The sequence below is a fragment of the Denitromonas iodatirespirans genome (assembly GCF_018524365.1).
GTDB classification, from domain to species: Bacteria; Pseudomonadota; Gammaproteobacteria; order Burkholderiales; family Rhodocyclaceae; genus Nitrogeniibacter; species Nitrogeniibacter iodatirespirans.
In genome coordinates, this window is sequence record NZ_JAEKFT010000006.1 from 145,118 (window position 1) to 166,934 (window position 21,817).

Genomic DNA, 21,817 nt, shown 5'->3' on the forward strand with positions numbered 1-21,817 from the left:
CATGGCCACGCTGGCCCGTCGCCGCCGCGGCATCGACTTCTGGCCCGGCTTTGTCGACGCGCTCGCCGCGTTGCTGATGGTGATGGTCTTCGTCATCCTGATCTTCACCATCGGCCAGTTCGTGCTCACCGATGCGGTCAGCGGGCGCGACCGCGCACTGGCTCGGCTCAACGCCGAGCTGGCGCAACTGGCCGACCAACTGAGCCTGGAGACCGATGCCCGGCGCCAGACCGAGATCCGCCTCGGCGAACTGGCCGCCTCGCTCGAGCGCAGCGACGCCGCCCGCCAGGCGCTCGATGCGCGCCTGCAATCGAGCGAGACCGCACGCAGCGCTGCCGAAAGCGAAGCAGCCCGGCTGGCCGCCGATATCGCCGCCCTGCAACGCCTCAAGGCCGAGCTCGAAGCCGAAGCCGCGCGCCTGGCCAGCGAGCTGGACACCACCGGTACCGCGCTCAAGCAAAAGACCGAACTGTCCGAACGCTCGATCGCCCAGGTCGAGCTGCTCAACCGCCAGCTCGCCGCCCTGCGCAGCCAGCTCGAACAGCTCAACGAAGCGCTCGGCGCCGCCGAGCAGGCGGCCCGCGACAAGGATCTGAAGATCGAGGAACTGGGCCAGAAGCTCAACGTGGCGCTGGCCAGCCGGGTGCAGGAGCTGGCGCGTTACCGCTCGGAATTCTTCGGCCGCCTGCGCGCGGTACTCGGCCAGCGCGAGGACGTGCAGATCGTCGGCGACCGCTTCGTGTTCGCCAGCGAGGTGTTGTTCGACAGCGCCTCGGCCGAGGTCAGCGAGGCCGGCAAGACCCAGCTCGCGCGCCTGGCCGGCGCACTCAAGGACATCGCCCGCGAGATCCCCGCCGACCTGCCCTGGGTGCTGCAGGTGGACGGCCACACCGACCGTCGGCCGATCTCGACCGCGCGCTTCCCCTCCAACTGGGAGCTGTCGACCGCGCGTGCGCTGTCGATCGTCAAATACCTGCGCGCCCAGGGCATCGACCCGCAGCGCCTGGCCGCCACCGGCTATGGCGAATTCCACCCCATCGACCCGCGCAACACCGACGCCGCCTACGCCAAGAACCGGCGCATCGAGCTCAAGCTGACGAGTCGCTGAGCGCCGCCTCGCCGCGCACCTGCGCCAGCCATTCGCGCGGCGCACAACCGATGCGCGCGCGGAAGGCCCGCGCCAGCGCATTCGGGCTGCCGTAGCCCACCTGGTCGGCCACCACCGCCACCGGCCGCCCCTGCTTGAGCAGGGTGCAGCTCACGTTCATGCGCCACTCGGCCAGGTAGTCGCCCGGCGTGGCGCCCACCGTGTCGCGAAAGGCCGCCGCAAAGCGCGCGCGCGACATGCCCGCCCGCTCGGCCAGCGACGCCAGCGTCCACGGCGCCTGCGGCGCGTCATGCATGGCGGCGATGGCGCGCGCCAGTTTCGGATCAGCCAGGCCGGCCAGCAGCCCGGTGGGCGCCAGGCGCCGGTCCATCAGGTAGCGCAGCAACTGGATCAGCAGCAATTCGCACAGGCGGTCGATGGCCGCCTGACGGCCGCAATGGTCGGCCAAGGCCTCAGCCACCAGCAGGTCCAGCGTCGGCCCCAGCCCCGGCACCTCGGCCAACGGGATCAGCAGCACCGGCGGCAGCGCCATGGCCAGCGGGTTGCCCGCCGAGGCCCCCAGCTCCACCTCGGCGCAGAACAGCTCGGCCGTCTCGCTCGGCGGCACCAGCAGGCGATGCGGCGCCACGCGCGGATAGAACAGCACGCTCGGCTCACTGATCTGCAGATCGTCATGAATCGCGGCACGCGCCGTGACCGGCCCACGTTTGACCAGATGCACATAGCCATGCGGCGCGGCGAAGTGGTGATGGCCGCACAGCGGGCCGCTGTGGAACATGCGTGCCGACAGCGAATAGTGCTGGAGCAGGCCGGCAAGTCGATCGGTCATGGGCGCCTCACTCAAGACTTTGGGTTACGAATTTGATACGTAGTGTGCCATATCGTATCCAACAAAGGCCGATCATCCGTCACGTGCATTCCCGCACCCCCAACGAACGGAGATCCTCATGCCCCATATCGCCCCCCTGTCCATCGACACCGCCGACGCCACCACCGCCGCCACGCTCAAGGCCGTCAAGGCCAAGCTCGGCATGGTGCCCAACCTGTTCGCCACCCTGGCCCATGCCCCCGCCGCGCTCAATGGCTACCTCGGCCTGTCCGAAACCCTCGGCACCGGCCGCCTGAGCGCCGCCCAGCGCGAAATCGTCGCCCTCGCCGCCGGCCAGGCCAACACCTGCCAGTACTGCCTGAGCGCCCACACCCTGATCGGCAAGGGCGCCGGGCTGTCCGAAGATGCCATCGTCGCTGCCCGCAGCGGCCGCGGCAGCAACCCGCTCAATGCCGCCATCGCCGGCTTCGCCCGTGCCCTGGTCGAGGACCGCGGCCGCGTATCCGCCGAGGCCATGGCCGGCTACCGCCAGGCCGGCCTCGACGACAGCCTGATCCTCGAAGTGGTGGCCAACGTCGCCCTCAATGTGCTCACCAACTACACCAACCATGTCGCCGACACCGAGGTGGACTTCCCGGTGGTGGCGGTCTGAGCCCCCTGCTTGAAGAAGGAGACGCACAATGAAACCCGCATTCTCCCGCGCGCTGCTCGCCAGCGCCCTCGCCCTGCCCCTGCTCGCCATGGCAGGCGATTTCTCGCCCTATGTGAACGGCCAGGGCCACATCAGCCGCCCCACCGAGGTGCGCGACCGCTTCGTGCATCTGGGTTCGTGGGCGGTGCTGGATGAAAAGTCGCCGGCCCGCGGCCTGCACGATGTGTACACCGAAAAGACCTCGGCCGAGCACTACCGCAAGACCGGGCAATTCCCCGACGGCGCCACCCTGGTGAAAGAAATCCGCAAGCTGGAGACCGGCGCCATGACTACCGGTGACCCGGTGGTATGGGGTTCGGACGCCGCGGTATGGTTCGTGATGGTCAAGGACGCCAAAGGCCGCTTCTCCGGCAACCCGCTGTGGGCCGACGGCTGGGGCTGGGCCTTATTCAAGGCCGACGCCCCCGCCACCAACGCCGCCGTCAGCTACGAGGCGGACTGCAAGGGCTGCCATGTACCGGCGGCCAAGACCGACCGGGTCTTCATCCAGGGCTATCCGACCCTGACGGCCCGCTGACTTGCCCTCGGCCGCCGTGTCGCGCAGGATGCAGTGCTCGATCCTGCGCGACACCCCGCCCGCCCCGATGACGTCGCTTGACGCCTTTCTCACCGAGGTCCGCCGCTGCAACCGCTGTGCGGCGCACTTGCCGCACGGCGTGCGCCCGGTGTTCCAGTTCGACCCGCGTGCACGCATCCTGATCGCCGGCCAGGCGCCGGGGGCGCGGGTGCATGCGTCGGGCGTGCCCTTCGACGACGCCAGCGGCGAGCGCCTGCGCGCCTGGCTCGGCATCGACCGAGACACCTTCTACGACGCCACGCGCATCGCCATCCTGCCGATGGGTTTCTGTTACCCCGGCACCGGCAAGCGCGGCGATCTGCCGCCCCGCCCCGAATGCGCTGCCGCCTGGCGCGATGCCTTCATGCAACGCTTCGAGCGCCTGTCGCTGACGATCGTGCTGGGCGGCTATGCCATGGACTACCACCTCGGCACCGGCAAGACGCCGCTCACCCGCGTGGTCGAGCACTGGCGCGAACACTGGCCGCATGCCCTGCCGCTGCCGCATCCCAGCCCGCGCAACAACCGCTGGCTGGTGCGCAACCCCTGGTTCGAACAAGACGTGCTGCCCATGCTGCAAGCACGCGTCCAAGCCGTCCTCACCGCCAACCCCAAGGAAACCCCATGACCGACGACACTGCCGCCATCACCGAACTGCTGCACAAGTACTACGACGCCCTGGTGCGCTGCGACACCGCGCTGCTGGCCGAGGTCTTTCACCCCGAGGCGCACTACTTCACCGCCAGCGACGGCAAGCTGCTGCACCTCGACATGCCCACCTATTTCCCTATCGTCGCCGGGCGCACCTCGCCCGAGAGCACCGGCGAGGCCTGCAGCTACAGCATCGACAGCATCGAATTCGCCGGCCCGGTCACCGCGCTGGCGCGCATGCGCAGCACCATGATGCACAAGCATTTCGACGATCTGCTCAGCCTGATCCGCCTCGACGGCCAGTGGCGCATCATCGCCAAGGTGTTCCATTTCGATCCGGTGGCTGACAGCGTGCCCTGAGCTCGGGTGGGGTCTACTCCCGCTCGCCGTCCCAGCGAATCGTCACCTCGCGCCGCCCCCAGGCGCGGGCTTTCTTGACGTTGTCGCCCATGTAGATGTCGATCTTCTGCGTCCAGCGCGGGTGCATCTTGTCGAGCACCACGTATTCCCCGTCGAGCCCCTCGATGGTGACCTCGGCGCCCTGCACCAGGCCGAGTTCGAGCAGATCGCGCGACACGGCGATGACTTTCATGCCGGGCGCGAGGGTGTCGCCCCAGGCGGCGAGGTCGGGCGTGTCGTCGGTCTCGCCGGGCGAGGAGGTGTAGGCGGTGGCCGTCACGGTCATGCTTTGGCGCTCATCGCCGCAGGCGGTGAGCAGTAGTGGCAACAGCAGCAGGAAATAGCGTCGCAAACGGGCGGTCATGGGCAGGTGCGCCGCGCATCGGGCGCGACGCAACCACACCCTAGGGTCTGTTGACAATCATTCGGGGGATCGCGTTGTGTCCAAATGGCTTCGCGACAAGGCGCAGGAGGCAGCCAAGGGTGGCCCCCTTGGCAACGAGTGCAACGCAGTGGCGAAGCCATTTGGACACAACCCTGCGGGCGCGGGCCTGTTTGGCCGCATGGCGGCGTTGCGCCTCCTTGGCTGGGGGCCACCCAGACTGCGTCGGCGCGCCTTGCCCTGCGACCAAACAGGCCCGCGCGCGACCCCCGAATGATTGTCAACAGACCCTAGCGCAGCACAGCGCCGCCCGCCAAGACCCGCCGGCAATCCTCAGTCGGGATGGAAGTTCAGCAGGCGCCGCTTGTTGGGGATGCGCACATAGCGGCCGCTCATCTCGATCAGCCCGGCCTCGCTCAATTGCTGGAAGGTGCGCGACAAAGTCGGCGGGGTGAGGTTGAGGTAGGAGGCGATGACCTGCTTTTGCGCCGGCAGCACGGCTTCGAGCACGCCGGCGGCGTTGATGCGGGCATGCTGCAGCAGATGGTCGATGACGCGTTCCATGCCGGTCTGCAAGGCATAGGCTTCGAGATCCCAGGCCACGTCCTGGTAGCGCTTGCCGAAATGCGCCACCAGCGCCCGCGAGAACGGCAGGCTGCGCGTCAGCAAGTCCTGCAGCGGGGCCAGCGGAATGAGCAGCAGCACGGTGGCCGCCAGGCTTTGCGCCAGCACGGTGTGGTTCACGCCGGTCAAGGCGTCGATTTCGCCGAACACCTGCATCGGCCCGGCAAAGCCCATCACCTTTTCCGCGCCGCGGGCATTCGACACCGCCAGCTTCACCTGGCCACTGATCACCAGGTACACGCCAAGCGGCGCATCCAGCTTGTGGAACACCACCTTGCCGCGGGGCACGCGGATCAGGCGCGCGGCGGCGTCGAGCTGATCGAGCTCCTCTTTTGGCAGATCGTGGAACAGCGCATGGCGCGACAGCACCGAGCCGACGACCGCCGGCTGCTCGACCGGCACCACCTCGCGCCCCGCGATCGGCGCCGCCTCGGGGCGCAACAACACCAGCAGCACCGTCTGCCCGTGCAGCGCCAGATGCGTCACCCGGGCGCGCACGCTCTGTTCCTTGCCCTCGGCGTCGCGACAGCGCAACGGCCCCTCGAAGCGCCCGGCCATCAACACTTCGCCGACCAGCACCGGGAAGCGCGCCACCTCGTCGGCACTGAGCTGATCGGCCAGGGCATGACGGCACAGGATGTCCGCCGGCTGGCCGAAGAAGTCCGCAGCCGCCGCGTTGGCATGCAGAATCGTGGCCGGCATCAGGGCCGCATCGAGCGACACGATCAGCGCCGGCACCTCGCCATGGGTGCACAGATCGACCACGCCGGCCTCGCTGGCCAGCAAGGCCGCGCTGTGGCGCGCCACCACGGCCGAAAAATCCGGCTCGGCATCGGCCAGCTGCGACGCCGCCAGGGCCTGGGCGCGCGCCTCCCAACTGCCGAACGCATCGCCCGCGCCGACCGCCCCCGGCGCCCCGCCCGGCGAGGTGGCGGCCATGGCGGCTCGCAGCGAACGGGCAATCACCTGGTCTTCACCCTGGATGTGGTCGATCAGCCAGTCGCCCAGAAACATCAGCAGGCGCTGGCCATCGAGCACCCCGTCCTCGCCCAGCGCCTCGACCATGTCGCCCACCTGCGCCAGGAAACGCGCATGGCCTTCGTGATGGGCATCGGTCTGTCGCGCCTCCAGCCCGCACAAGGCCATCAAGGCCTCTTCGGTACTGAAGTGCACCTGCGCGTAATCGGTCAGATAGCCGAGCAGCAGGCGCACCTCGTCCGCCGACAGCTCGGGCGCCTGGGCCAGCTTGGCCGCCGTGGCATTGACCAGCTCGACCAGCCCGCGATGCTGCTGGTCGACCACGTCGATGTCGGTTTTCAGGGAATCGTTCCAGGCCACAATCTGCATGTTTCGCTACCTCGGACGCCACCGGTGGCGCTGCGCATCAGCCCTCGATTGTCCGGAACGGCTCCGCAGGCGTGTTGATGGAAATCAATTGCCCCCGCGCAAAGCCCGTCGCCACAGGCGTTTTTCCTTTCAAAACGGCAAGGCCGACTCGCCGGCGAGCGCCGTCTACACTGAGGCCTATACACCGGCTGCGAGGAGACGCCATGACGCTCGGATTGAAGTACGACAACGACTACCTGGTCGGCGGCCCCAAGCGCGCCTGGGTCACCCCCAACTTCCGCCTCGCCGAATACACCCGCGCCGACGGCAGCGTCCGCATCCATCGCGAACTGGTCGGCGCCGTCCAGCAGCTGCGCCACGCGCTGGGGCGCAGCGTCGACATCGCCTCGCTGGCACCCGCCGACGGTCTGGGCCAGGGGTTGGACGGCCGCTTCGTGTGGGTCGAGGCCGGCGATCCGGCCACGGTGGCCAACGCAGCCGAGCGCCTGGCCCGCGAGGGCAGCTTCGCGCGCATCGAGGCCCACGGCCCGCGCGTCTATCTCGAAATGCCCGACCCGGACCACCTGCCGCCGCTGCCGGCCGAAAACGCGCTGGCGCGCGCCATCGAAGTCACCGCCGCCTTCGAAACCTCGGGCGACCCCTATCTGCAGGTGACCGGCAATTTCGACGGCGCGGGGCTCTCGTTCGGGCCGATCCAGGTGAATTTCGGCACCGGCACGCTGCAGGAGATGTTCCGCCGTTTCGAAGCGCGCGACGCCGCCGCACTGCGCCGCGCCTTCGGCCCGCGCTGGCCGGCCTGGCAGGCCGTGATGGCCCTGCCCTCGCGCCGCAAGCAGGTCGAATGGGCCGACGAACTCAGCCGTGGGCGCAACAAAGCCGACTTCGAACCGGCCTGGAAGGCAGCGCTGCAGGCGGTCGGCAACACACCGGCCTTCCGCGACGAAACCCTGCGCTACGCCTACGATGTGTATGGCCGCAAGCTCATCGCCGCGCTGTCATGGCTCGACGGCGTCTGCCCGATCCCCATCCAAAATTTCCGCTGCCTGGCCGCGCTCTACGACCTGTGCGTGCAGCAGGGCAGCCTCAACAAGGCGCATGACGCCATCCGCCGACGCATCGCGGACGAATCGCCCGACGACGAATTCCACCTCACCCGCATCGCCGTCGAAGAGCGCGGCCGCAAGGCCAACGCGCAGTGGCGCGCCGACTGCATCAGCCGCCGCCTGTGCATCCTCGAACGCGAACCGGTCGCAGTCAGCGAAGCCGGCCAGCGCGCCCAGCGCGACAACCCCAACCTCTACCTGCTGCGCAACGCGCCGGTGCGGCAGATGGAACGGTATTTGTTGTGAGCGGGGCGATGCGCGCGGACCGAAAATGACATTCGAATCCATGCTGCGCTCCGGCGCTCATGGCATTGCCGACTCGCCTCCTGCCCCTGCTGCTCGCCGGCTGCACCCACCTCGCGCCGCCAGCCCAGATCGCCCCCGACGACCTGAAGGCCGCCCTGGCCTACGGCCAACGGATCGACCTCGACGCGCGCGATCCGGCCATTGAGAAGAACCTCAGCCTGCGTCTCTACGCCGTGCCACAAGTCGGCGGCGACTGCTTCGTCGAGACCCATGGCGTGTGCGCCAACACCTATTACCTGAGCGTTTCGACCTTTGATGAATATCCGCTCGCCAACGTCTTCCGCCTGACGCACGAGGGCGAAGTCCGCGATGTCCGCTGGCGGGAAGACGCCACGGTGGATCAGGCTACGATCGACGTGACGATGGATCGCTACACCGCCGCGGCACGCAAGAACAATCCCGCCTTGCCCGATATCCGCCACGGGCTGGTGCTGACGGTCACGCCGACGGCGCTGATCGAAACCGTCCGGTAGCCGCCCACCCTGGCCGGACGGGCGGCCACCGGCGAACGTCACTTGGCGCCATCCGACCCGCGACGCTCGCGGGTCGCCTCCTCGCGCCGATCGCGCCGGGTCTCGGTCTTCATCACCTTGCCGGTCATCGGATCGACGCTCAGTTCGACGCGCCGGCCGTCGGCATCGCTGGCTTTGACCTCGTAGCGATTGCGTTCGCGTTCGATGGCGTTGATGTTGCGGTAGCCCGCGGCGGTGAGCGCGTCGTGGATCTGGGGCATGCTCAGACCGTCGTCCTGGCGCACGGCGGGCGCTGCGTCGCTCTGGGCAAACACGGGAGCCACGGCGGCGGCACCGGCCAGCAGGCCGCCACCGAGGGCGAGGGTCAGAATCAAAGTGCGGGTTTTCATGGCGCATCTCCTGTGAAGGTTTGTCGCGATCGCCGTTGCGACCGTGAGGTCATTCTTGCGTCCGCGCGCTGAACCCGCGCTGAACCGGGCGTTAACGCTTCGTTCACCCTGCCGGCTGCCGTCATCACGGATTCGTAGCCCGGATGCAGCGAAGCGGAATCCGGGGACAGTGGTCGATCAACCGACGAATCCCGGAGGCGGCCCTACGGGCCTTGTCCGGGCTACGCTTGCTGTGGCACCTGAAGGACGGCCCGGTGCGCTTCAACGACCTCGCCCGCCAGCTCGCGTAGGACGGAAAAGCGAGGCGCCTTCCGCCGCATGCAGTGATTGGAGCGGAGGCCTTCGGCGGATGACGCTTCGCTGATCCGCCCTACATTGGCTGAACCGGGCGTTAGCGCTTCGTTCACCCTGCCGGCTGCCGGCATCACAGATTCGTAGCCCGGATGCAGCGAAGCGGAATCCGGGGACAGTGGTCGATCAACCGACGAATCCCGGAGGCGGCCCTGCGGGCCTTGTCCGGGCTACGCTTGATCAGCGCTCCAACCAAGCAGTCCATCTGTCATGTCATCCAGCGAAGAGCCCCTGCCTCACCGGACCAGGATCAGCCCCCACACCACTACGCCGTTGACCAGCGCGACGAACACCGCGGCGCTTCCAATGTCCTTGGCGCGCTTGGCGAGCTGGTGGCTGTCGAGCGAGACGCGGTCGACAGTGGCTTCGACCGCCGAGTTGAGCAGCTCGACGATGAGGATCAGCAGCACGCTGCCGATCATCAGGGCGCGCTCCAGGGCGCTGACCTCGAACCACAGCGCCAGCGGGATCAGCACGGCGGCGAGCAGCACTTCCTGGCGAAAGGCGTCTTCGACACGGAAGGCGGTCGCCAGGCCATTCATCGAGTAACCGAAAGCGTTGATCAGGCGGCGCAGGCCGGTCTTACCCTTGAACGGGCTTTCCATTCAGATCTCCGGAGACGGCGCGCACGCCGGGGACGGCAAGCTGCCGGTAGAGGGTGGCGAGGCGCTCGGCCATGGCGGCGTCGGACCACTCGGCGGCATGGGCGCGCGCCGCCTCGGCCAAGGTGGTCTCGCGCGCCGGATCGGCGAGCAGGTCGACGAGGGCCTCGGCAAAGGCGCCGGGCTCGGCCGGCGGGGTGCGTGCCGCCGGGCAGCCGGCGACCACGTCGCGCACGCCCATCTCGGCCAGGCACACCACCGGCACGCCGGCGGCCATGGCTTCGAGCAGCACCAGGCCCTGGGTTTCGGTTTTGGAGGCGAAGACGAAGGCGTCGGCCGCGGCATAGCAGTCGGGCAGTTCGTCTTCGCGCGACAGGTAGCCGACGAAGCCGACGCAATCGCTCAGGCCACGGCGTTCGACCGCCGCGCGCAGCGGCGCATTGGCCGGGCCATCGCCGGCCAGCAGCAGCTGCACCGGGCTTTGCCGCTGGCGCGCTTGTTCGGCCACGTCGAGCAGAAAGTGCAGGTTCTTCTCAAAGGCCAGGCGTCCGACGTAGAGCGCCAGCGGCCGCACGGGGTCGAGGCCGTGGCGGGCGCGGAAACGGGCACCGTCGCCGTTCGCGTAGTGCGCCACCGGGATGCCGGTCGGCAGGATATGGATCGGCGTGCGCACACCGTAGTCGCGCAGGCGTGCGGCCATGGCGGAGGACGGGGCGATCACCGCGTCCACCGCATTGCACTGCCGGCATGACAGCTGCCGCGCCAGCGCCCGCAGCCCGGCCTTGGGCAGCCATGGCGCGTAGTGGTGCAGGTAGTCTTCGAACAGGGTGTGGTAGGTCACCACCGTGGGCAGGCCGTGGCGCCGGCGCAGGCGGGTGCCCAGGTAGTGCGCCAGGAAGGGCGTCTGGATGTGGATGGCGTCGTAGTCGCCCGGCGGCAGGCGGTCCACCACCCGGCAGGCCTCGCGCCAGCGCATGAGGCGGTCTTCCGGATCGCCCGGCACCGGGCGGCCCTGTATGCGCAGGATATCGACCTCGTCGACCGGCTCGCCGCCATAAGCCGGCGCCAGCAACTCGGTGGCGATGCCCTGCGCCGGCAATTGCCGGCGGAAGGTTTCGATCGACGTGGACACCCCGTTGATGCGCGGGAAGTACACATCGCTGAGCATCAGGACACGCACGCGGAGTCCTCTTCCGGGGCCGGCGCTTCGAGCGCCGGGCGGCCCATGCCGGGCTGCCAGCGCACCACATGCAGGGTGCCGGCGGCGTCCTCGACCAGCCCCGAGCAGGAGTCGACCCAGTCGCCGCAGTTGGCGTACAGCACGCCGTCGCAGTCCTTGAGCGTCGGCCAGTGGATGTGGCCGCACACCACGCCGTCGAGCCCACGGTCGCGTACATGGTGAACCACCGAGTCCTCGAAATCGAAGACGAAGTCGATGGCCTTCTTGACCTTCTGCTTGGCGTAGCCGGCCAGCGACCAGTAGCCGCTGATGCCCAGCAGGCGCCGCACGCGCGACAGCCAGATGTTGAGGCGCACCAGCGTGTTGTAGGCGATGTCGCCGAGCACCGCGACCCAGCGGTGATGGCGCGTCACCTGGTCGAAAGCATCGCCATGGACGATCAGCAGACGGCGGCCGTCGGCGGTGGTGTGGACATCCTCCTCGCGCAGCTGGATGCCGCCGAAGTCGGTGCCGCAGTAGTCGCGCAGGGCTTCGTCATGGTTGCCGGGGATGAACACCACCTGGGTGCCGTGCCGCGCCAGGCGCAACAGCTTCTGCACCACGGTGTTCTGCTCGGCCGACCAGTGGATGCCGCGCGACATCGCCCAGAAATCGATGATGTCGCCGACCAGGTAAAGCTTGTCGCAGGGGTGGTGGCGCAGGAAGTCGAGCAGCCGGTCGGCCTGGCAGGCCCGCGTGCCCAGGTGAATATCGGAGAGGAAGACGGTTTTCCAGCGCATTGCGGCGCAGTGTGGGTCGGCGGCGTGTCTGCCGTGTGACGAACAGGCTACGGCCATGTGACACGCTGCCCCTGCAAGCATCGGACCCGCGAAACCGCCGAGCGCGCCGGTGCCTCGTGGCCCGGTGTGGTTCGTGGCCCTCCGACCGATACGCAGTGACTATGGCATTCATGAAATCAATTCGATAGAAACATGAGCCATTCGCAACTAAGGTGATTAGCGAGAGTTCCCATCCCGGGTTGACTGTCAGAGGAGAACATCATCATGAGCACCGAAGGCAAATGCCCGTTTTCGGGCCACAACGCGGCCAGCGCCACCACCGGCGCCCAGTCGAACCGCGACTGGTGGCCCAACCAGTTGAACCTGAACATCCTGCACCAGCACGCCCCGGCATCGAACCCGCTGGGCACGGACTTCGACTACGCCGAAGAATTCAAGAAGCTCGACTTCGCCGCCCTCAAAAAGGACCTGTATGCCCTGATGACCACCTCGCAGGACTGGTGGCCGGCCGACTGGGGCCATTACGGCGGCCTGTTCATCCGCATGGCCTGGCACAGCGCCGGCACCTATCGCACGGCCGACGGCCGTGGTGGTGGCGGCACCGGCAACCAGCGCTTCGCGCCGGTCAACAGCTGGCCCGACAACGGCAACCTCGACAAGGCGCGCCGCTTGCTGTGGCCGATCAAGCAGAAATACGGCAACAAGATCTCCTGGGCCGACCTGATGATCCTGGCCGGCAACTGCGCGCTCGAATCGATGGGCTTCAAGACCTTCGGTTTCGGCGGCGGCCGCCCGGACATCTTCCAGCCCGAAGAGGACATCTACTGGGGCGCCGAGAAGGAATGGCTGGCCACCAGCGACAAGCCCAACAGCCGCTACTCCGGCGAGCGCCAGCTGGAAAACCCGCTGGCCGCCGTGCAGATGGGCCTGATCTATGTGAACCCCGAAGGCCCCGACGGCAACCCCGACCCGGTCGCCTCGGGCCGTGACGTGCGCGAGACCTTCGCCCGCATGGCCATGGGCGACGAGGAAACGGTGGCCCTCACCGCCGGTGGTCACACCTTCGGCAAGGCACACGGCGCGGGCGACCCGGCGCTGGTCGGCCCCGAACCCGAAGCCGCCCCGCTCGAAGCGCAGGGCCTGGGCTGGTTCAACAAGCATGGTACCGGCAAGGGCGGCGACACCACCACCAGCGGCATCGAGGGCGCCTGGAAGCGCAACCCCACGCAGTGGGACCACGGCTACTTCAATACGCTGTTCGGCTACGAGTGGGAGCTGACCAAGAGCCCTGCCGGCGCCAACCAGTGGGTGGCCAAGGACGTCAAGCCGGAAGACATGATCCCCGATGCGCACGACCCGTCGAAGAAGCATCCGCCGATGATGACCACGGCCGACCTCAGCCTGCGCTTCGATCCGATCTACGAGCCCATCTCCCGGCGCTTCCACAAAGACCCGGCGGCCTTCGCCGACGCCTTCGCCCGCGCCTGGTTCAAGCTCACCCACCGCGACATGGGGCCCAGGGCCCGCTATCTGGGCCCGGAAGTGCCGGCCGAAGACCTGATCTGGCAGGACCCGGTGCCGGCGGTCGATCACCCGCTGATCGACGCCAAGGACATCGACCACCTCAAGGCCAAGATCAAGGCCTCGGGCCTGTCGATCGCCGAGCTAGTGTCCACCGCCTGGGCCTCGGCCTCGACCTTCCGCGGCTCCGACATGCGCGGCGGCGCCAACGGCGCGCGCATCCGGCTCGCCCCGCAGAAAGACTGGGCGGTGAACCAGCCGGACCAGCTGGCCCGCGTGCAGGGCACGCTCGAAGACATCCAGCAGGCCTTCAACAGCGCGCAGAGCGGCGGCAAGAAAGTGTCGCTCGCCGACCTCATCGTGCTGGCCGGCTGCGCGGCGGTCGAAACCGCGGCCGAAGCGGCGGGCCATCCGGTGAGCGTGCCCTTCACCCCGGGCCGCACCGACGCCTCGCAGGACCAGACCGACATCGAATCCTTCGACGTGATGGAGCCCGAGGCCGACGGCTTCCGCAACTACCAGAAGCAGGTGTATTCGGTGCCCGCCGAGGCCATGCTGGTCGACCGCGCCCAGCTGCTCACCCTGAGCGCGCCCGAAATGACGGTGCTGGTCGGCGGCCTGCGCGTGCTCGGCGCCAACTCGGGCGGCTCGAAGCATGGCGTATTCACCAAGCGCCCCCAGGTGCTGAGCAACGATTTCTTCGTGAATCTGCTCGACATGGGCACCGTCTGGAAGGCGACTTCGGACGCCAGCGACAGCTTCGAAGGGCGCGACCGCAAGACCGGTGAGCTGACATGGACCGGCACACGGGTCGACCTGGTTTTCGGCGCCAACTCACAACTGCGCGCGCTGGCGGAGATCTATGCGCAGGAAGACGGGCAGGCCAAGTTCGTGCGCGACTTTGTCGCGGCCTGGGCCAAGGTCATGGACCTCGACCGCTTCGACGTGAAGTAAGGCCTGCCACTTCGTTCCGCAGCTGCGCGCAACGAAGCGGTCATTGCCTCGACGACGGGCCGCCCGGCGGGCGGCTCAGCCGCCGACCGCCGCGCGAATCGGCCGTCCGTTGAATCAGAGCGCCTTGAAATAGCTGCTGCTCGGATCGCATGCCAAATGGGATGCGATATGACTCCAGCCCCCCGATGACACGACCCCCTCGATATGCGCCTTGTGGGCACTTTCAGACTGCCAGGTTTCCACCAGGGTGAAGACGCACGGATTGGCGGTGTCATTGAAGACATCCACCGCGATACAACCGTCAACCTTCGGCAGCTCCGTCTTTACGCTCTGGAGGATGTCGGTGAATGCCGCCAGTTTCTCGGGCTTTGCAGTAAAGGTGATGATGACATTCGTGGTCATGAAGAGTCCTTGTTTTATTCATTACGGGACGAAATGTCCGTCACAGGATACCAATCGCATACGCAAACTGGCAGGGCCGACCCTATCACATCGACTGCGGCGAAGGGTCAGGCCCTAGGAGGAGACCAGTGCTGGCCCATGGTGACGAGCAGCGTGACGGGGTTCGCCGCCCCTGAGGGCGAGCGCTCCGTCATTGCGCCCGGCATCCACCGAACGCGCCCGGCCGGTCAGCCCTAGCCTCGCCGCTTGCGTGCGAACCGCGCCGCGTCCTCGATGATCAGCATCTGGGCCTGCGCCGCCGTCACCGGCCGCGAGTACAGGTAGCCCTGCGCGTATTCCACGCCGAGCTCGCGCAGCAGCGCTTCCTGCTCGGGCAGCTCCACGCCTTCGCAGACCACCGGGCGGCCGAGCTTTTGCGCCAGGTTGACGATGGTTTCGACGAAGCTGCGGTCTTCGCTGCGTTCGTGCATGTGCATGACGAAGGAGCGGTCGACCTTGAGCACGTCGATGGGCAAGCGGTGCAGGTAGGAGAGCGAGGAGTAGCCGGTGCCGAAGTCGTCGAGCATCAGCTTGAGCCGGGTGCGCTTGAGGGTTTCGAGCAGTTCGATGGCGCGCTCGGCATCTTCCATCATGGCGCTCTCGGTGATCTCGAGCTTGAGGTGGCGGGCCGACAGGCCGGTCTGGCGCAGGGTGCGGCGGATCTCGGGGAGGATGTCGGGGTGCAGCAGCTGGCGGGCCGAGAGGTTGACGCTGACGGTGAGTGCCGGACGCCGCGGAAAGGCCAGCTGCCAGGCGCGCATCTGCGCGCAGGCCTGGTGCAGCATCCAGCGGCCGATGTGCACGATCAGGCCGCTTTCTTCGGCCAGCGGGATGAAATCGGCCGGCGAGATCAGGCCGCGTTCGGGGTGGTTCCAGCGCACCAAGGCTTCGAAGCCGATCAGGCGCCGGTCGGCCACGCGGACGATGGGCTGGTAGTAGGCCTCGAACTGGTCACGTTCGAGCGCCCGGCGCAAATCGAGTTCGAGGTCCAACCGCCGCAGCGCAGTCTCGTGCATGCCGCGGTCGAACAAAACGTAGCCGCCGCCGCCCTGGCCCTTGGCCCGGCCCATGGCCATGTTGGCGTCGCGCAGCATGATGTCGGCCTCGGCATAGGGCTCGCCGGACAGCGTGATGCCGCTCGACAGGCTGGAGAACACTTCGTGCTCGTGCAGGCGGAAGGGCACGACCAGGTGGTCCTGCAGGCGCTTGATGACGCGCACCGGCGAGGTGGCGTCGCGGATGTCTTCGAGCAGGATGCCGAATTCGTCGCCACCGAGGCGGGCCACCATGTCGGTGGGCCGGGTGGTGCGGCGCAGCAGGTTGGCCACTTCGATCAGCAGCAGGTCGCCGATGCGGTTGCCGAGGCTGTGGTTGATGACGCTGAAGCGATCGACGCCGCAGTGGATGACGGCAAAGCTCAAGTCCTTGCGCCGCGCGGCGCGCTGCATGGCATGGCTGACGCGGTCGAGAAACAGGCCGCGGTTGGGCAGGCCGGTGAGCCCGTCGACGAAGACTTCGGGCAGGCGCGCCTCGTGGTGCGAGAGGTGGATGCCGGTTTCGTGCGCGGCGGCATAGAACAAGCCCTGGTCGGGGTCGTGGCTGACGCTCCAGGCGAGGCCGACATAGTGCCCGTCGGCCTTGCGGCAGCGGCAGGAGAAGCGCACCGTCGTCAGCACATCGCCGATGGTGGCGAGACGGTCGGTGACGTCAACGCGGTCGAGCGGATGCAGCAGGTCGGGGAAGCGGCGCCACCGCAGGGTGTCTTGCCCCATGCCCAGCACGTCGCGCCACGACTCGCTCATCATCTGGATGATCCAGTCGTCGTCGAGGATCATCAGCAAGGCGCCGGGGAGCCGGAAGAAGGCGCTCTCGGCGGGCAGGGCCTGTGGCGGCTTACGGTAGATCTGCATCATGGAAGGCGAGCCTCGGGGGCCTTGAAAGAGAGGGGCGCGCGACGGTGGGCAGCAAGGCGTCAGCTCTGCGCATCGACCGGGTCGGGCAGCTTGGCAGTCTGCGAGCCGCCGGCCGGTGTCGGCGATGCGCTCTGGCGCACGGGCAGGCAGATGCGGAAGCTCGTCCCGACGCCGAGTTGGCTGTCGACCTCGATCCGGCCGCCGTGGCGATTGACGATGCCGTAGGAGACTGACAACCCCAGCCCGGTGCCCTGTCCCACCGCCTTGGTGGTGAAGAAGGGATCGAAGATCTTCTTGAGATGCTCGGGCGCGATGCCGCGGCCGGTGTCGGCCACCGCGATCCATACCCAGTCGCCCTCGACGCCGGAGGACAGCGTGATGGTGCCGTGGCCGTCGATGGCCTGAGCGGCATTGACCAGCAGGTTCATGAACACCTGGTTGATCTGCGACGGCAGGCATTCCACCTCGGGCAGCGTGCCGAATTCCCGGACGATCTGCGCCTTGTACTTGATCTCGTTCCACACCACGTTGAGCGTGCTTTCGAGCCCCTGGTGCAGATCGGCCAGCTGCCAGCCACCGTCGCCCATGCGCGAGAAGTCGCGCATGTCCTGCACGATGCGGCGCACGCGCGCGGTGCCGTCGATCGATTCGTCGATCAGCGTGCCGATGTCCTCGCGCAGGAAGTCGATGTCGACGGCTTGGCGGATGGCGTCGATGTCGGCCCGCGCGTCGGGCGCCTGCGGCGCCTGCTCGTAGGCCGCCAGCAGGCGCAGCAGGCCGGCGGCGTAGTTCTTGAGTGTCGACAGATTGGAATTGACGAAGCCGATGGGGTTGTTGATTTCATGTGCCACGCCGGCGGCCAGCTGCCCGATGGAGGCCAGTTTTTCGGATTGCAGCAGTTGGTTCTGAGCGCTTTCGAGCTTCTGGATGAGGGCCCGCTGCGCTTCCTGCGCGCGGCGCCGCTCGTCGATCTCCTCGGCCATGCGAGCCCGCGCGGCGGCCAGGTTCTGGTTGATCTTCTTGTTTTCGAGCAGCGCGGTTTCGAGCTCGACGGTGCGCTCGCGCACCTGGTTCTCGAGCATCACGGTGGTCTGGAAGCGGCCGTAGTCGGAGCGCTGCGCATCGGCCTCGCGCTCGATGCGGTTCATCAGCACACGGATGATCTTCTGCTGGCGCGCGATCTCCTGCCGCAGGCTGTGCTCGTCGGCCGAGGCAGGCGGCGTTTGCTCAGGCATCGCCGGTCTCCAGCGAGCGCCCGATGGCGATGCCGGTCAGCGTCTGGTTGATGTGCACCCCGCCGTACTGCTCGCCATAGGTGCTGAAACCGATGGTGTTGTTGCGTATCAGCAGCTCGGCCACGGCATCGCGCTGCTGGCGCGCCTCCATCTCCAGGTGGCGCAGGATGCAGTCGCAGCTGAAGATGAACTCGGGCGGGCCGATCACCTCGCGGATGCGCGCCAGGGTGGTGTCGAGATCGTCCACGATGTCCTGCCCGCGCGCCACGCGCAGCACCAGCCCTTCCTCGATGGCGCAGTAGAAGGTGAGGCTGCCATCGGCGTTGACCTTCTGGATCGAGCGCACATAGTCGGTGCCGTCGATCAGCACCACGATGGGGTGCGCGGCGAACTGATCCGGCCCCAGGCCTTCTGCCGTGGTGCCGACCAGCCGGGCGTACTCCTCGGCGGCCGGCAGGCCGTTGATTTCATACACGATGCGCCGGTCGGCGTCGGCCTCGGTCACCACCAGACGCTCCTCTTCGGTGACGAAATGCTGCGTCTTGAAGGCCATGAACGGCAGCTCGGTATTGACCAGCGCGAGCACCGCGCAATCGGTGTGGAAGGCGCCGTCATGATAGATCCAGGTGCGGCTGAACTTGAGATCGTCGCCGGCCGAGCCACCGACGATGGAGATGCTGCCCAGCGCCGACTGCAGGGTGTGCGCCACCGACTCCTCGCGGATCGACAAGCCGTCGATCAGCAGCATGCCGAAGGTGTTGGCCCCCGACGCCGCGGGCCGCTGCGCCTTGAGCTGGCCCAGCAAGTCGGTGGCAAAGTCCTGCCCGTCGGCGATGTGGAACTGCTGCAGCGCATCGACACGGCCGACGACAGCGCTGCAGGCGGCGGCCGAAAAGCTCACCCCCGACAGGCTGTGCCGGCAATAGCCGGCCGGCCCGATCTCGCCCGCGGTGGTGCAACCGATCACCGGGATGCCGGCGAACAGGCGCGCCATCTCGTCGGCCAGCGCATCGAGGTCATACAGGCTGGAGCAGAAAAACGCCACCAGCGCGGCGTCGTCCTGCGCCACCGCGGCATGGAACTCCTGCGCGGCCAGGCGGGCATCCTGCGCCAGCGAGTGACCGAGTCGAATCGCGGATTGGCGTGGCATTAACGTACGCATCCTATTGAAAAAATTGACAAAACCGCTTCCACCTCAGCACCGGGTCAGGTCAGGCACACGCTGATTCAGCGCTCTCGTCCTCCATCAACGGCCGGACGCGGCGAATTCTGAAGCGCAGATCGTGCGCCCTGCCCTCGCCCCGGCCGTCAGCGCACCGGGTCGAGCTGGTCGGCGAAGCCATGGTTGACGTCACGATGGCCGGCTTCGTCGGCCCGTACGGCGACGATCACATCCGACAACCGCGCGTCGGGCGCCAGATGCCAGTAGTCGATGGCGATCTGCGGTGCCGGCACATTGGGCTGGCGCCCGGCGTCGACATCGGCCAGATAGGCGGTGTAGCTGATCACCGCCTCCTCTTCGAAGTAGCCGACCATGCGGTGAGCCGTGCGCGGCGAGATCAGGTAGAGCAGAAAGAAGGCGTTGTAGAACACCCCCTGCGCCAGGATGATCAGCCCGCGCTCGAGCGCGTTGGGCTGGGCGATCTCGATGAAGGTGAACAAGTGCATGCGCTCGTTTTCGGCCTCGTCCATCAAGGTGCGGATCCAGCCGTGGTCGTCGGACATGTAGCGCAGCGCCTTCAGATGCTGCAGCGTCGCGCCGACCATGCCGGGCACCCCAGCCACGGTTTCGAGCACCACCGCCCGATGCCCGTAGCGCCGGGCGAAGAAGGTGTCGGCAAAAAAGCGCAGCACGGTGGTGAGACCGCGCGCAATGCGATCCGACAGCCCATTGACCGGGTGCGCGTAGTCAAGATTGGTGGGGGCGTTCATGGCCGGCACCTCGGCTCGCCCCGGGGCATCCGTCCAAACACCAGATTCCGGTTCATCATCGTCTTCTCCATTCAGGGGTCGTCGGCTGTTCGATGCGTCGATGCGCGATAAATTCATCGCCCGCACCCCCGGTCAGCTCAAGGAATCGCCCCGAGCTCTGGCATACCCTGCCTCTTTTGCCGGAACGAGCCCCGCCATGGAACTGACGCATTTCAACGATTTTCTGACCGTCGCCGCACAGCAGACCGAGCCGCAGCACCTGCTATTCGTCTTCGCCACGGCGGCCTTGCCCGCCGAGCACACCGACGAGGAGGCGCGACGCTTTGCCGAGGGTCAGGGCGGCACGCTGACACCAGTGATGTATGTGGACAAGGCGCAGCCGGAGGTGGCCGATTTCGACAGCCTGGTGGCCGAGTCGAAGCACACCGGGCGTGACTGGCAGATCGTGTTCGTGGCAGCGCTGGACGGCCACCGGGGCCAGCCGCTGGGCAGCGAGGCCGCGCAGCCGGCGCTGGAGTTGATGGTGAAGCACATCGAGAACGGCCAGATCGAGCGCTTTCTGGCCTTCGACAAAACCGGTCGGCCGGTGCGCTTCGTCTGAGAACTTGTGATGAAATCGTAGCGAGCAGGGCCGAGTGCAAGGCCGCATTTGGCAACTACGCGAGCGAACCACGAGACATATCAAATAGATAGGCGAGGAGTGAGCGAGTGAGCAACGCAGCAATCGGCACGCGCAGTAGATTTATTCACAAGTTCTGAGCGCACCGTGCCGCCGGCGTCGCCGCGCTCAGCTCGCCGCCGTGCGCCGCCCCACGCCGAGCGCGGCGTACACCGACACCATCAGCACCACCGCCGCGCCGGCCAGGGTGGTGGCGTACCAGCCCTGGTCCATGAAGGCGCCGAAGATCATCGGCGAGATGGCAAAGCCCACGTCGAGCCCCGAATACACCGTGCCATACACCCGGCCGGTGGCGCCCTTGGGCGTGGCGCGCTTGATCATCATGTCGCGGCTGGGCCCGCCGATGCCCACCGCAAAGCCGGTGGCCGCCAGCGCCGCCATGGTGCCGACACCGCCCAGCCAGCCGGTGGCGCACACCAGCAGCAGCACCGCGCCGCCGGTCATCGCCAGGGCCACCACGCGGTCGCTGTGGCGGGTGTGGCTGGCCACGAAGCCGCCCACCAGCATGCCCAGCGCCCCGCACAGCATGTAGGCGCTGATGGTCAGCGTGGCCGCCTCGACGCTGACGCTGTACAGCACCTTGAGGATCGATGGCGCAAAGCTCTGCACCACCGCCAGCGTCATGGTCGACAACAGAAAGAAGGCGAAGCACCACCAGATCACCGGCAGCTTGAGAAAATCCAGGTCCGAGCCCTTCGGCGCGTCGGGATGGCGCACCACCACCTCGGTGCGCAGCTTGTCGCGCTGCCAGAACAACACCGCCAGCACCGTGGCGTACAGCCCGGCCGCCGCCAGGTAGGCGGTGCGCCAGTCGGTCGCGGTGGAGATGCCGACCAGGAAGGCCGGCGCCAGCGCCCAGCCCAGATTGCCAGTCAGCCCGTGGGCGCTGAAGGCATGCCCCAGCCGCGAGGTCGATACCCGCTGGTTGAGGATGGTGAAATCGACCGGGTGAAAGGGCGCATTGCCCAGCCCCGCCAACGCCGCCACCACCATCAGGCCGGCATAGCCGGTGGCCTGGCTGGCCACCAACGCGGCGAGGAGGAACAAGCCGATCGCCGCGAACAGCACCGGCCGGGCCCCGAAGCGGTCGACCACGAAGCCGGCCATCGCCTGCCCGCTGCCGGAGACCACGAAGAACAGGCTCATCAACAGGCCGACATCGGAAAAGCTGAGGCCGAACTCACGGATGAAAATGGGGAACAGCGGCGCCAGCAACAGGTGCGAGAAGTGCGAGGTGCCGTGCGCCAGGCCCACCAGGCCAATGACTGCGGCATCCTGCCTGAGCGTGGGCAGCGGCGGGGTGGCGGCAAGCGTTGTGGTCGTCATGCCGATGATGGTACGTTTTGCCCAC

At 67.6% G+C, this 21,817-nt stretch carries 22 protein-coding genes; 9 read left to right on the forward strand and 13 right to left on the reverse strand.

Annotation, left to right across the window (positions count from 1 at the left end; genetic code table 11):
• Position 1 precedes the first annotated feature (1 nt).
• Positions 2 to 1,108 (forward strand): peptidoglycan -binding protein, encoded by a 1,107-nt coding sequence (locus I8J34_RS07505; protein WP_214360778.1) that lies wholly within the window; start codon positions 2 to 4, stop codon positions 1,106 to 1,108.
• Here the strand turns inward: I8J34_RS07505 and I8J34_RS07510 are convergent.
• Positions 1,089 to 1,937, reverse strand: coding sequence for a helix-turn-helix transcriptional regulator (locus I8J34_RS07510; protein WP_214360779.1), 849 nt, complete (start codon positions 1,935 to 1,937; stop codon positions 1,089 to 1,091). The two genes, I8J34_RS07505 and I8J34_RS07510, sit on opposite strands and share 20 nt — an antisense overlap.
• A 118-nt stretch (positions 1,938 to 2,055) precedes the next feature.
• Here I8J34_RS07510 and I8J34_RS07515 point away from each other — a divergent pair, with 118 nt between their 5' ends.
• Genes I8J34_RS07515 through I8J34_RS07530 form a run of 4 tightly spaced genes read left to right on the forward strand, consistent with a single transcriptional unit; the run spans position 2,056 to position 4,216 of the window.
• Positions 2,056 to 2,589, forward strand: a complete 534-nt coding sequence (locus tag I8J34_RS07515) for a carboxymuconolactone decarboxylase family protein (RefSeq protein ID WP_214360780.1) — start codon at positions 2,056 to 2,058, stop codon at positions 2,587 to 2,589.
• Between the two features lie 28 nt (positions 2,590 to 2,617).
• Positions 2,618 to 3,166 carry a cytochrome P460 family protein gene (locus I8J34_RS07520; protein WP_214360781.1) on the forward strand — a complete coding sequence of 183 codons (549 nt, stop codon included), beginning with the start codon at positions 2,618 to 2,620 and terminating at the stop codon, positions 3,164 to 3,166.
• Positions 3,167 to 3,194: 28 nt separating this feature from the next.
• Positions 3,195 to 3,833: a uracil-DNA glycosylase family protein gene (locus I8J34_RS07525; RefSeq protein WP_230411743.1), complete on the forward strand. Its 639-nt coding sequence runs from the start codon at positions 3,195 to 3,197 to the stop codon at positions 3,831 to 3,833.
• Positions 3,830 to 4,216: a nuclear transport factor 2 family protein gene (locus I8J34_RS07530; protein ID WP_214360782.1), complete on the forward strand. Its 387-nt coding sequence runs from the start codon at positions 3,830 to 3,832 to the stop codon at positions 4,214 to 4,216. Before I8J34_RS07525 ends, I8J34_RS07530 begins: the two co-directional genes overlap by 4 nt.
• A gap of 13 nt (positions 4,217 to 4,229) precedes the next feature.
• On the opposite strand, the gene I8J34_RS07535 is transcribed toward I8J34_RS07530, so the two are convergent.
• On the reverse strand, positions 4,230 to 4,619 hold the full coding sequence (locus I8J34_RS07535; RefSeq protein ID WP_214360783.1) for a 3D domain-containing protein: 390 nt from the start codon (positions 4,617 to 4,619) through the stop codon (positions 4,230 to 4,232).
• Positions 4,620 to 4,970: 351 nt separating this feature from the next.
• A complete protein-coding gene (locus tag I8J34_RS07540) occupies positions 4,971 to 6,608 on the reverse strand; it encodes a bacteriohemerythrin (protein ID WP_214360784.1) in 1,638 nt (545 codons plus the stop codon).
• 203 nt (positions 6,609 to 6,811) lie between these two features.
• Here I8J34_RS07540 and I8J34_RS07545 point away from each other — a divergent pair, with 203 nt between their 5' ends.
• Together I8J34_RS07545 and I8J34_RS07550 are read left to right on the forward strand one after the other, a co-directional pair.
• Positions 6,812 to 7,957, forward strand: coding sequence for a hypothetical protein (locus I8J34_RS07545; RefSeq protein ID WP_214360785.1), 1,146 nt, complete (start codon positions 6,812 to 6,814; stop codon positions 7,955 to 7,957).
• Positions 7,958 to 8,016: 59 nt separating this feature from the next.
• A complete protein-coding gene (locus I8J34_RS07550; RefSeq protein WP_214360786.1) occupies positions 8,017 to 8,490 on the forward strand; it encodes a hypothetical protein in 474 nt (157 codons plus the stop codon).
• Between the two features lie 38 nt (positions 8,491 to 8,528).
• Here I8J34_RS07550 and I8J34_RS07555 read toward each other — a convergent pair whose 3' ends face one another.
• From I8J34_RS07555 to I8J34_RS07570, 4 genes are all read right to left on the reverse strand, one after another.
• On the reverse strand, positions 8,529 to 8,879 hold the full coding sequence (locus I8J34_RS07555; RefSeq protein WP_214360787.1) for a PepSY domain-containing protein: 351 nt from the start codon (positions 8,877 to 8,879) through the stop codon (positions 8,529 to 8,531).
• 587 nt (positions 8,880 to 9,466) lie between these two features.
• On the reverse strand, positions 9,467 to 9,835 hold the full coding sequence (locus tag I8J34_RS07560; protein ID WP_214360788.1) for a diacylglycerol kinase: 369 nt from the start codon (positions 9,833 to 9,835) through the stop codon (positions 9,467 to 9,469).
• Positions 9,813 to 11,012, reverse strand: a complete 1,200-nt coding sequence (locus I8J34_RS07565; RefSeq protein WP_230411744.1) for a glycosyltransferase — start codon at positions 11,010 to 11,012, stop codon at positions 9,813 to 9,815. Before I8J34_RS07565 ends, I8J34_RS07560 begins: the two co-directional genes overlap by 23 nt.
• Positions 11,000 to 11,791: a UDP-2,3-diacylglucosamine diphosphatase gene (locus tag I8J34_RS07570; protein ID WP_214360789.1), complete on the reverse strand. Its 792-nt coding sequence runs from the start codon at positions 11,789 to 11,791 to the stop codon at positions 11,000 to 11,002. Before I8J34_RS07570 ends, I8J34_RS07565 begins: the two co-directional genes overlap by 13 nt.
• A gap of 264 nt (positions 11,792 to 12,055) precedes the next feature.
• On the opposite strand from I8J34_RS07570, the gene katG reads away from it, so the two are divergent.
• Positions 12,056 to 14,266: a catalase/peroxidase HPI gene (gene katG / locus I8J34_RS07575; protein ID WP_214360790.1), complete on the forward strand. Its 2,211-nt coding sequence runs from the start codon at positions 12,056 to 12,058 to the stop codon at positions 14,264 to 14,266.
• Positions 14,267 to 14,380: 114 nt separating this feature from the next.
• Here the strand turns inward: katG and I8J34_RS07580 are convergent, their stop codons facing one another.
• The 5 genes from I8J34_RS07580 to I8J34_RS07600 all read right to left on the reverse strand — a co-directional run bounded on the left by I8J34_RS07580 (position 14,381) and on the right by I8J34_RS07600 (position 19,787).
• On the reverse strand, positions 14,381 to 14,668 hold the full coding sequence (locus I8J34_RS07580) for a putative quinol monooxygenase (protein WP_214360791.1): 288 nt from the start codon (positions 14,666 to 14,668) through the stop codon (positions 14,381 to 14,383).
• Between the two features lie 233 nt (positions 14,669 to 14,901).
• The gene (locus I8J34_RS07585; RefSeq protein WP_214360792.1) at positions 14,902 to 16,620 is read right to left on the reverse strand and encodes a putative bifunctional diguanylate cyclase/phosphodiesterase; all 1,719 of its coding nucleotides are present in this window, start codon (positions 16,618 to 16,620) and stop codon (positions 14,902 to 14,904) included.
• Between the two features lie 59 nt (positions 16,621 to 16,679).
• On the reverse strand, positions 16,680 to 17,855 hold the full coding sequence (locus I8J34_RS07590; protein ID WP_214360793.1) for an ATP-binding protein: 1,176 nt from the start codon (positions 17,853 to 17,855) through the stop codon (positions 16,680 to 16,682).
• Positions 17,848 to 19,005, reverse strand: coding sequence for a nitric oxide-sensing protein NosP (gene nosP / locus I8J34_RS07595; RefSeq protein WP_214360794.1), 1,158 nt, complete (start codon positions 19,003 to 19,005; stop codon positions 17,848 to 17,850). The genes I8J34_RS07590 and nosP overlap by 8 nt, the downstream gene beginning before the upstream one ends.
• 158 nt (positions 19,006 to 19,163) lie before the next feature.
• Positions 19,164 to 19,787, reverse strand: a complete 624-nt coding sequence (locus tag I8J34_RS07600; protein WP_214360795.1) for an alternative oxidase — start codon at positions 19,785 to 19,787, stop codon at positions 19,164 to 19,166.
• A 196-nt stretch (positions 19,788 to 19,983) separates the two neighbouring features.
• Here I8J34_RS07600 and I8J34_RS07605 point away from each other — a divergent pair, with 196 nt between their 5' ends.
• Positions 19,984 to 20,388, forward strand: coding sequence for a ribonucleotide reductase subunit alpha (locus I8J34_RS07605; protein ID WP_214360796.1), 405 nt, complete (start codon positions 19,984 to 19,986; stop codon positions 20,386 to 20,388).
• Between the two features lie 186 nt (positions 20,389 to 20,574).
• Here I8J34_RS07605 and I8J34_RS07610 read toward each other — a convergent pair whose 3' ends face one another.
• Complete coding sequence (locus tag I8J34_RS07610) at positions 20,575 to 21,792, reverse strand: MFS transporter (RefSeq protein WP_214360797.1); 1,218 nt, start codon at positions 21,790 to 21,792, stop codon at positions 20,575 to 20,577.
• Between the last annotated feature and the right edge of the window lie 25 nt (positions 21,793 to 21,817).